Source organism: Paenibacillus sp. PastM-3 (assembly GCF_029893965.1).
Lineage (GTDB): Bacteria > Bacillota > Bacilli > Paenibacillales > Paenibacillaceae > Paenibacillus_AQ.
The window spans coordinates 40,509-50,217 of record NZ_JARXXP010000032.1 but is presented as its reverse complement, the minus strand read 5'-3'; the positions used below and the strand labels follow the sequence as shown (position 1 = coordinate 50,217).

Here is a 9,709-nt window from a genome sequence, read left to right as displayed (position 1 = left end):
GGAGCTTTGTTAACCTTTTGGAACCGCCGTATGCGGACCCGCATGTACGGTGGTGTGAGAGGACGGGGGCTTGCCGCCCCCTCCTACTCGATTGCCTTGCCGGACCGTTCCTAAGATAATAAGCCCTGCTATCACCGTCGGGAGCGGATTAAAAGGGTTGCCACATCAGCTTGCGGGCAGCGGCATAACGCTCGGAGACATATGGCCAGTTGACCACCTTCCACCAGTCTTTAGTGTAATCGGCGCGGTTATTCTGGTGCTTGAGGTAGTAGGCATGCTCCCAGACGTCCAGCGCCAGCAGCGGGACAACATCCCATTGCGACAGATTCTGGTGCTTCTCCGCGGTAAGGATCTCCAGCCGGCGGCTGCGCGGGCTCCAGACGAGAAGAGCCCAGCCGCCGCCTTCAACCTTATTTGCCGCCTCCGTGAACTGGGTCTTGAAAGCATCGTAGCTACCGAAGCTGCGTTCAATCGCGTCCAGCAAGGCTCCGGTCGGCCGCCCTCCGCCCTGGGGTGACATGACGTTCCAGAAGATAGTGTGCAGATAATGTCCTGCCCCGTTAAAGGCCAGCTCCCGCTCCCAATGTTTGACCAGATCAAAATCGCCGTTCTTGCGGGCTTCTGCCAGCTTGAGCTCGGCTTTGTTCAGTCCGTCTACATAGCTCTGGTGATGCTTGTCGTGGTGGATGACCATTGTTTTCTCATCGATGTAAGGCTCCAGTGCATTATAGGCATAGGGCAGCGGCGGGAGGGTGTGGCCGCCGACCGGTACGGTGCCCGGCTCACGCAGCTCCGGCTGCGGAGCCCCTGGGAAGGATGGTGCAAAAGGATCTGCGGACTCAGCCCTGAAGTCCGGCTGATACAGCTCCGGCTGGTCTATGGCGGCTTCCCGCATCAGTCCGGCAACCTGCCCCGGCGCGCTCAGCGTTCCGAGTACTGCCAGGAAATACTCTGATTCGCGGATAATATGCACAATCACGATTCCGGCAAGCGGCTGGGCATTTACCGCCGCACTCGCTTCCCGCAAAGCGTACAGCTGGCGGATGAACTCGCGGGACTGGCCGCAGGCGGTGTGGACCAGCTGCTCCGTATCGGCAGCAAGCCCGGTGTGCCCGGCAGGGCCTGATTCAAGCGACACCTCCAGCAGGCGCCGTGCGGCCTGCTCCGCTGCGCCGAAGACAACAGCCCATTCATCCAGCAGCTTGACGTAAGGCTGCTCCAGGCGGGGAACAATGCCTTTTATAACTTCGGTATGCTCCTTCTCCTGGGTTTTCCAGAAAATAATCTCTTCGAGAATGCGCACAGGCAGCAGCGGCCCGTAAATATACAGCATGGCTGGCAGACCTCCTGTCTTGGGCTCAATAACGGTTCATTATATGAGTCCGGAGAAGAGAATATGAGGATTACCGCCGGTCCTGTAAGATAACGCAAAAAAACGTGCAGAGCTGTATAGATACATTTCTGCACGTTTGGTATAGGGGCTTTTGCCTGTTATTTGCTTGCTGTGGAGGTTTTACTGCCCTCCAGTGACTGGGCCAGCTGCACATTGCCGAGAAAAGCAGAGACACGGCGCAGATACTCGCGCGGATGCTCCCGGAACAGCAGCTCATGGTGACTGTCCTCAATAATCCAGGAATCGGAGTAAGGATTGCTCTGATTGGCTGCCAGCTCCTCGGCAATCGGATAGGGTGCCTTGTCATCCTTCGTGCCGTGCATGAACAGGATCGGGAACGGATAATCCTCTTTTTTCACCTTGGCGTAAGGAATCTGGTTGAGTCCGGTTCCGTTCAGCACCGGGAACAGCAGCTCCATGATCTCCAGGGAAGGCTGGCGCGGAAGATCAATGTTTTGCTTAATATTATGGTACAGCGTATCCGGCTCCAGCAGGAAGGTGCTGTCCAGTATCATAGCATCGACGTCCTTGGTAACAAGCCCGGCCTGGAGCGCAGTGCCTGCTCCCATCGAGAAGCCCCATACAACAATCTCCCTGGCTCCCCGCTCCTTGGCAAAGTTAATGGCGCCGAGCAGCTGCTGGGATTCTTTTTTACCGCCTGTAGCAATATCCTTGTTAATCTGGGAGGCGAAGCCGTAGTCGAACATGACGACGTTGAAGTTCAGGCTGTGCGCGTAGTGGGCCAGATCATACATCGGAACCCAGGACTCCTCGCGGTTGGCGCCGTAGCCGTGGCTGAACACGATCGTCTTGGTTGAGCCTTCGGACGGAATGTACCAGCCCTGCATCGTCCGGCTGCCGTCCTGTGCCGGGAAGCTCACATCCTCATATTCCAATCCCTTGGCAATCATAGGTGTGGAATAGAGGGGGGCTACCGTGGGGTTGGACAGCACCCAGGCTATATAGCCATGCAGTGCGATGAAGCAGAAGACAAAAAAGAAAAAGACCGATAACAGCAACGCCACAATAATATGTTTGACACGGATCATCCGCAGAGAAATCTGATGCGCTGCACCTGGCTTTTGTTTATCAGGCTTGTGTGAGACCGGCGGGCCGGTACGGAGTGTTGCCAGATCCATATTTTCAACTCCCAAAAAGAATAATTCATATATTTAATCGTAGGTTGATGACCCTGCAAAGTCAATGAATTAGCCGCTTTTGTAATCTAAATGTAAACTGCGCTCCAGCCTTTTCCGGGCCTGTTATTATGCTGGACTTTCTCTGGAGTTTTGCTCTAAGATAGAGTTGACTATGTAGAATAATGTAACCGGGTTTCATTTAATGAAACAGGTAAGGGGAGAAGACTGTGGAGGACCGGAAACTGACTGTTCGCGCTGTTGAAAGGGCGCTGGATATATTACTTTGCTTTACCCAGGAGAGCGATTTAAGCCTGACGGAAATTGCCGGAAAAATCAGCCTGCACAAGAGTACAGTGCACCGGCTGCTGACAACGCTTGAGGAAAAAGGGTTCCTGCTGCGCAATGAAGCGACGGATAAATACAGGCTTGGCATCCGGATCTGGGAGCTGTCCACCCATCTGCCGACGCTTGATGAGCCTGCGGTGCTGCTGCTTCCGGCGATGGAGCGGCTGCGTGACCGGCTCGGCGAGACAGTCAGCCTCTATCTGCGCGATGACCTCGAGCGTGTGCGTATCCAGGCTGTCCAGAGCCATCAGGCTATCCGCCGTGTGGCACAGATCGGGGCCCGGCTGCCGCTGTCCGTGGGCGCATCCAGCAAGGTCCTTGCCGCGTACGCGCCATCGGAGGTCCAGGTGCGCCTGCTGGCAGACCCTGCCTGGCCGGAGAGCGTCGACCGCAGCCTCTATCTGGAGCAGCTCAGGGAGATCACCCGCTGCGGGTATGCGACCAGCTTTGAAGAACGGGAGCCTGGTGCGGCTGCAGTAGCGGTGCCGATTATAGGCCGCAGCGGCAAGGTGGTCGCGGCGCTGTCCCTTTCGGGACCGGTCAGCCGGCTGTCACGGGAGACACTGGAGGAATATGCGGTCATTCTGGCAGAAAATGCTGCCGAAATGGGCTTAATGATCGGATAGCCGGGAACCGGCTCCGATCCCGGATTGCCGTTATGAAAGCGGTTAATTTGGTTAAATAAATAGTAAAGCTAAGGTAAAACCGGAGTGAAATGGCAAATGGGGCAACAGCATGCCGGCCTGATCATAAATAGTAGATGAAAAATTGTATCTCCGCCCAAAATGAACTATGATAAAAAGCTATATAGAAGATAAAAAGCTATATAGAAAGTAGGAAGTGGCGATAGTATTGCGTATTTATAAGTTCTTTGATAATTCCGGGCATGGGGTGATTCTATGAACACAGGAGTACCCGATTCTTTGATGGGAGAAATGCAGCAGCTGCAGGATATGTTCGCAGCTGCAATGGATCAGGCAATAATGCTCACCGACCGGGAGGGGGTCATGATTACCCGTCCTGCCGCCGCCGGCAGGCATTACAGAGAAATGCTGGATTCCCTGCAAGACTCATTCCGGACTAATGGGCAGGTGCTGCAGCAGCTGGAGGGCTTGGCTGATCCTGCCGTCATGGAGTGGGTTCCGGGGCTGAATATTGTAGTTACCCCGCTGGCTGCGGGCTACGGCCGGATGTACTATCTGTGGGCAGGGTTTTACATGGAACGCGGCACGCGGGAGCAGGTGCTGACAGTGTTCGAGGACCGGATGCGGGAGCATCCTGCTTATGAACAGCTGCGGGCCGGCCTTGGTGAACTGCCGGAACTCGGCCGGGAGCGTATCGCAGAGCTCAGGAAGAGCATCGCAGCGCTCGGCAGCATCATATGCAGGCTGCTGTGCCCGGCACAGCTGGGCAGGGAAGGGGCGCTGCGTCTAAAGGAAGCGGCAGCACAGCTGCAGCATGCCGGGTCGCTCCAGGAGCTGGGGACGCTGCTGCTTGATGTGGTGACGGGTCTGCCCGTCCTGCTGTCTTCGGTACTGGTGCATTTCCAGACCGGGGAGCATGCCGCTCATACATACTATGCGAGGGGCTGGACACCGGAATCCGGAGAGGACTACGTAAGTGATCTGGAGGCCCGCTATACTCCTCAAGCGTTTCTGTCATCGGCCATAATCCGCGAGGCTGAGGCCAAGCAGATTCTGCTCGAATGTCCATTGCTGTCCGGAAATGAATTCAAAGGAGTCCTCTCTGTCGGATTCAGGCAGCGCGGTGAGGCTGAACAGTGGATGATCCAGCTGGAAACTATCGCGGCGATGGCCGGCGCGGCCATCCGCCTGATCGAAAGGGACAGCAGATACTCCAGGCAGTCTGAAGTGTTTCTTACCAATTTCCGCGATTTTCTCCAGAATAACAATGCACAGCTGTACTATCTTTCACTGGATGCTTCGGAGCTGGCTCATGATTTCGCACGCTATATGGGGCGCCCGGAGGCTGAAGCTGAATTGCTGAAGCGCGCGTGTCTGCTTGCCCCGTTCCGCAGCGATCTGTTGAGTGAGTATGGTTTCTTCCACTGGGAGATTGAGCTGATTGAGAAGGTGGGCCGGCTTCGTCTACAGCATCCGGCGGAAGATAAGCAGGGACTGCCGTTAACGGCTGAGCTGCTTCTGCTTGTTCTGCGGCACATGAGCGGACAGTCGGACCGCGAGCAGCTTGCCGGCCAGCCGCACAAGTGGATTGATCCATCCCGGTTCATTCTGGAGCCTGATGCGACAGATGCAGTTGAGGATGAACCGCTGTCCTTGTTCCAACAGTTTCTGCGAAGCCGCACCGATTCCCGGCCCAAGAAACGGGTTGTAAACGGGTCGAGGCTGCTGGACAGTGCGGCGCTGACACTTTCCAAGGAGGAATGGGGCATATCCCCGCGCGAGGAAGAGGTGCTGGAGCTGATTGTACACGGCAAAACGAACAAAGAGATTGCCAGCGCCCTGTTCATCAGTGAGCATACCGTCAAAAACCATCTGAGCCGGATTTTCAATAAAATGAATGTGACCGACCGCTCGCAGATCATTGCCCTTATTTATAAACGGATTCTGAATTCGGAACGGATTGAAATCTGATAGGTCCGATAAATAAAACAGCCCCCGCTGCTTCTTCTGGAAGCAGCGGGGGCTGTTTTATTTGGTCCGGCCGGCGGGCCGGATTATTCAAGCTGATAATTATTCTACAGGTAACGCAGTTTCCGAAGCGGTAGCATCAGCCAGCATCTGGCGGAGAACCGTCTGCAGAATACCGCCATTGCGGTAGTAGTCGATATCCACAGTGCTGTCCAGGCGGGCTATAACCGGGAACTCGAACTGTGTGCCGTCTTCACGGGTGGCTGTAACGGTTAGCTCCTGCCCCGGAAGCACATAGTTGTCGAGGCCGGTAATATTGAAGGTCTCGCGTCCGGTCAGCCCCATGCTGCTCCAGCCGTGGCCTTCCTGGAACTGCAGCGGCAGTACGCCCATGCCGACCAGGTTGCTGCGGTGAATCCGCTCGAAGCTCTCGGCGATAACCGCTTTGACGCCCAGCAGCAGTGTGCCTTTGGCTGCCCAGTCACGCGAGCTGCCTGTGCCGTATTCCTTGCCGGCAATAACGACCAGATTCTGGCCGGCCGACTGGTACAGCATGGAAGCATCGTAGATGGACATAACTTCTTCGCTAGGCAGGAAGGTGGTCACGCCGCCCTCTGTGCCCGGAGCAACCGCGTTGCGGATACGGATGTTGGCGAACGTACCACGCATCATCACTTCATGGTTCCCGCGGCGTGAGCCGTAGGAGTTGAAGTCAGCGCGTTCGACACCGTGGCTGCGCAGGTATTCCCCGGCAGGACCCGATGTAGAGATATTACCGGCCGGCGAGATGTGGTCCGTAGTGACGGAATCGCCCAGCAATGCCAGAACGCGCGCATTGTTAATATCCTTGATGTCGCTGACTCCGTCCGCCAGATTCTCGAAGAACGGCGGATTCTGGATGTAGGTGGAATTGTCATCCCACTCATACAGCTCGCCTTCCGGTACAGGAATCGCATTCCAGCGCTCATTGGCGGTGAACACATTCTCATATTTACGGCGGAACATTTCCGGACTGAGCGACAGCCCGATTGCTTCGCGGATCTCGGCAGACGTCGGCCAGATGTCTTTCAGGAAGACAGGCTCGCCCTGCGGATCATAGCCAAGCGGCTCCGTCTGCAGATCGATATTAACCGTACCGGCCAGGGCATAAGCCACAACGAGTGGAGGTGAAGCCAGATAGTTGGCTTTGACCTGGGCGTGCACACGGCCTTCAAAATTACGGTTACCGGATATAACAGCGGCTACTGTCATATCATTGTCAGTGATGGCCTGGCTGACTTCATCCGGCAGCGGGCCGGAGTTGCCGATACAGGTAGCGCAGCCATATCCGGCCAGATAGAAGCCCAGCGCCTCCAGCGGCTTCAGCAGATCGGCCTTCTCCAGGTATTCGGTAACGACGAGGGAGCCCGGGGTCAAGCTGCTTTTTACATAACCCGGTTTGGTCAGGCCCCGCTCTACAGCCTTCTTGGCCAGCAGCCCCGCACCGAGCATAACGCTTGGGTTGGAGGTGTTCGTACAGCTGGTAATTGCGGCGATAACAACGGCTCCTGTGCCCATCTTGCTGGTGGTTCCGTTCTTGTGCTGCACTTCAACCACTTCGGCGATCTTCTCATCGCTCAGGCCGTAGCCGCCTTTATCGACAGGCGTACGGATGATGCCTTCGAAATTCTCTTTCATGTGCGACAGCTCTACACGGTCCTGCGGACGCTTAGGTCCGGCCAGGGACGGAACAACAGACGCCAGATCAAGCTCGATGATATCGCTGAACTGCGGATCAGGTGTATCGGCAGTACGGAACATGCCTTGTGCTTTATAGTAATCCCCGACCAGCTCAACCAGCTCATCCGGACGCCCGGTGCTGCGCAGATAGGCCAGCGTCTCGTCGTCTACAGGGAAGAAGCCGATGGTTGCCCCGTATTCGGGAGCCATATTAGCGACAGTAGCACGGTCAGCGAGGCTGATATTAGCCAGACCCGGGCCGTAGAATTCTACGAATTTGCCGACAACGCCCTTCTTGCGCAGCATCTGGGTAACAGTCAGCGCCAGGTCGGTTGCAGTAGCACCTTCCACCAGACTGCCGGTAAGCTTGAAGCCTACAACCTCAGGTGTGACAAAATACAGCGGCTGTCCCAGCATCCCCGCCTCAGCCTCGATCCCGCCGACACCCCAGCCTACGACACCCAGGCCGTTGATCATGGTTGTGTGGGAGTCAGTTCCGACCAGGGAATCCGGATAGACTACGGTTTCACCGTCTACGGTCTTGGTGGCTGCAACGGAAGCCAGGTACTCCAGATTGACCTGATGCACAATTCCGGTTGCCGGAGGAACGGCGCGGAAATTGTTGAATGCGGTCTGCGCCCAGCGCAGGAAGCGGTAGCGCTCTTCATTGCGTTCAAATTCGACGTTCATATTATATTCGAGTGCATCAGCTGTACCGAATGCATCAACCATGACGGAATGGTCAATAACAAGATCTACAGGAACCAGCGGATTGATCTTCTTAGGGTCTCCGCCAGCCTTCTTGACGGTATCGCGCATGGCTGCAAGGTCGACTACGACCGGTACACCGGTGAAATCCTGCAGCACGATGCGTGCCGGAATAAACGGAATTTCCTTGTTGCGGTCGATGCCGCCGGACCAGCCGGCCAGCTGCTTCACATGATCTTCCGTGATGGCACGCCCGTCGTATTGGCGGACAGCAGCCTCCAGCAGCACTTTGATGGAAAAGGGCAGGGAAGAAATGTCGCCTGCACCTTGTTGTTCGAGGGAATTCAGATCATAGTAACGGTAAGTTTTGCCGCCTGATTCCAGGCTCTTGGACAGCGAAAAATGGTCCTTGCTTGGCATATATGCGCCTCCTTGTTTCATCTGGTGAAACATCATTTCAAATTGCTTATATTTAAAGTATAACGGTTACATAGATGAGAGTAAAGTTTTTTTTGCTGTTTTATCTGCCCGGTTTTGCATGGGCTGCAGCTGGTTTTCCGGTGTTGCCGCATATGTTTTTGTACACTATAACGGGATTTGGCCTGACATTGCAAACGTCCTCTGACTGCGTGAGGGGAAGCCGCCTGTCTGGCGGACCAATTTCCCCGCTCCCGCCTGTTTCTGCCTGTATAGCATCTCCTTTCCGTTCATATACATAGGACAGCAGCCAAATAGGGAGAGGCGGGTATGCAATGGAGCAGGAATGGAAAAAGAGTCTGTACGCTTATGTGGATCTGTTGAATAAAGGCCGGGTCGCTCCGGGATATGCGCTGGTTCAGGGCACCGTAAAGGATGCCCGTTTCTACAAAATGCAGGGTGAGCGTTCGCGCCGCATTGCACAGTGGTATGAACGGCGCAGCATTACGCCGCTTCGCGGCGAGACCGGGGTGCGGACGCTGCGGACTGTGCGGCAGAACCCCGGTGAGCTTGTAGCCGATGTGGCCCTGCACAGTGCTCTTTATTATGAAAAGGGCGGCATTACCCACCGGGAGGATAAAATTGAATCTGAACGGCTGACCTTTGTGCGTACAGGGAGCAGCTGGGAGATCGTGAACATTGAGCGCAGCGTGCCTGAGCGCAATTCCCTGCGGAGAGCGGCTGAGGCAGAACCGGCGGTCCGGCTGTCCAAATGGGGTGAGGTGCTGCCGGCGCCGCAGCCGTCACAGCCGCTGCTTAACCGCAAGATCCTGCGCGGTACTTCCGGTGCCAGAGAGGTGAGGTACCGCCGGGAGGAAGCGGTAGCTTATGCTGACCGGTGGTGGAAGGACGGCAATACGGAGTTTGAAATTTTTGAGGTGGACTGCACCAATTATGTCTCCCAATGTCTCTTTGCAGGGGGAGCACCGATCAACTATACTGGTAAAAGAGAAACGGGCTGGTGGTACAAAGGCTACAACGGAACCCAGGAATGGTGGAGCTTCAGCTGGGCTGTATCGGACAGTCTGGAGCGGTATTTAAGCGGACAGCGCAGCAGCGGACTCCGTGCAGAAGCCGTGGAGCGTCCGGATCAGCTAAGCCTGGGTGACGTCATCCAGTATGACTGGGACGGCAACGGCCATTACCAGCACAGCACAATTGTTACCGCTTTTGATGCGGACGGCATGCCGCTGGTGAATGCCCGGACGGTCTCAAGCCGCCACCGTTATTGGGATTACCGTGATTCCTATGCGTGGACCGACAGAACGGCCTACCGTTTTTTTCATATTAATGACTACTTATAATTCAGAAAGAGG

At 55.7% G+C, this 9,709-nt stretch carries 5 protein-coding genes and 1 pseudogene; 3 read left to right on the top strand and 3 right to left on the bottom strand.

The genetic code is table 11. The features are described from left to right. Positions 1-148: 148 nt before the first annotated feature. The gene (locus M2108_RS27470; protein ID WP_277472557.1) at positions 149-1,333 is read right to left on the bottom strand and encodes a Fe-Mn family superoxide dismutase; all 1,185 of its coding nucleotides are present in this window, start codon (positions 1,331-1,333) and stop codon (positions 149-151) included. Positions 1,334-1,491: 158 nt separating this feature from the next. Continuing rightward, on the bottom strand, positions 1,492-2,532 hold the full coding sequence (locus M2108_RS27465) for an alpha/beta hydrolase (protein ID WP_277472558.1): 1,041 nt from the start codon (positions 2,530-2,532) through the stop codon (positions 1,492-1,494). Positions 2,533-2,759: 227 nt separating this feature from the next. Here M2108_RS27465 and M2108_RS27460 point away from each other — a divergent pair, with 227 nt between their 5' ends. Both M2108_RS27460 and M2108_RS27455 read left to right on the top strand, forming a co-directional pair. Continuing rightward, positions 2,760-3,503, top strand: a complete 744-nt coding sequence (locus M2108_RS27460; RefSeq protein ID WP_277472559.1) for an IclR family transcriptional regulator — start codon at positions 2,760-2,762, stop codon at positions 3,501-3,503. 1,788 nt (positions 3,504-5,291) lie between these two features. Then, positions 5,292-5,492: pseudogene (locus tag M2108_RS27455) on the top strand (response regulator transcription factor); the annotation flags it as partial. Positions 5,493-5,591: 99 nt separating this feature from the next. On the opposite strand, the gene acnA reads toward M2108_RS27455, so the two are convergent. Further along, positions 5,592-8,336 carry an aconitate hydratase AcnA gene (gene acnA / locus M2108_RS27450; RefSeq protein WP_277472560.1) on the bottom strand — a complete coding sequence of 915 codons (2,745 nt, stop codon included), beginning with the start codon at positions 8,334-8,336 and terminating at the stop codon, positions 5,592-5,594. Positions 8,337-8,668: 332 nt separating this feature from the next. Between acnA and M2108_RS27445 the strand changes: the two genes are divergently transcribed. Further along, the gene (locus M2108_RS27445; RefSeq protein WP_277472561.1) at positions 8,669-9,697 is read left to right on the top strand and encodes an amidase domain-containing protein; all 1,029 of its coding nucleotides are present in this window, start codon (positions 8,669-8,671) and stop codon (positions 9,695-9,697) included. Positions 9,698-9,709 lie beyond the last annotated feature (12 nt).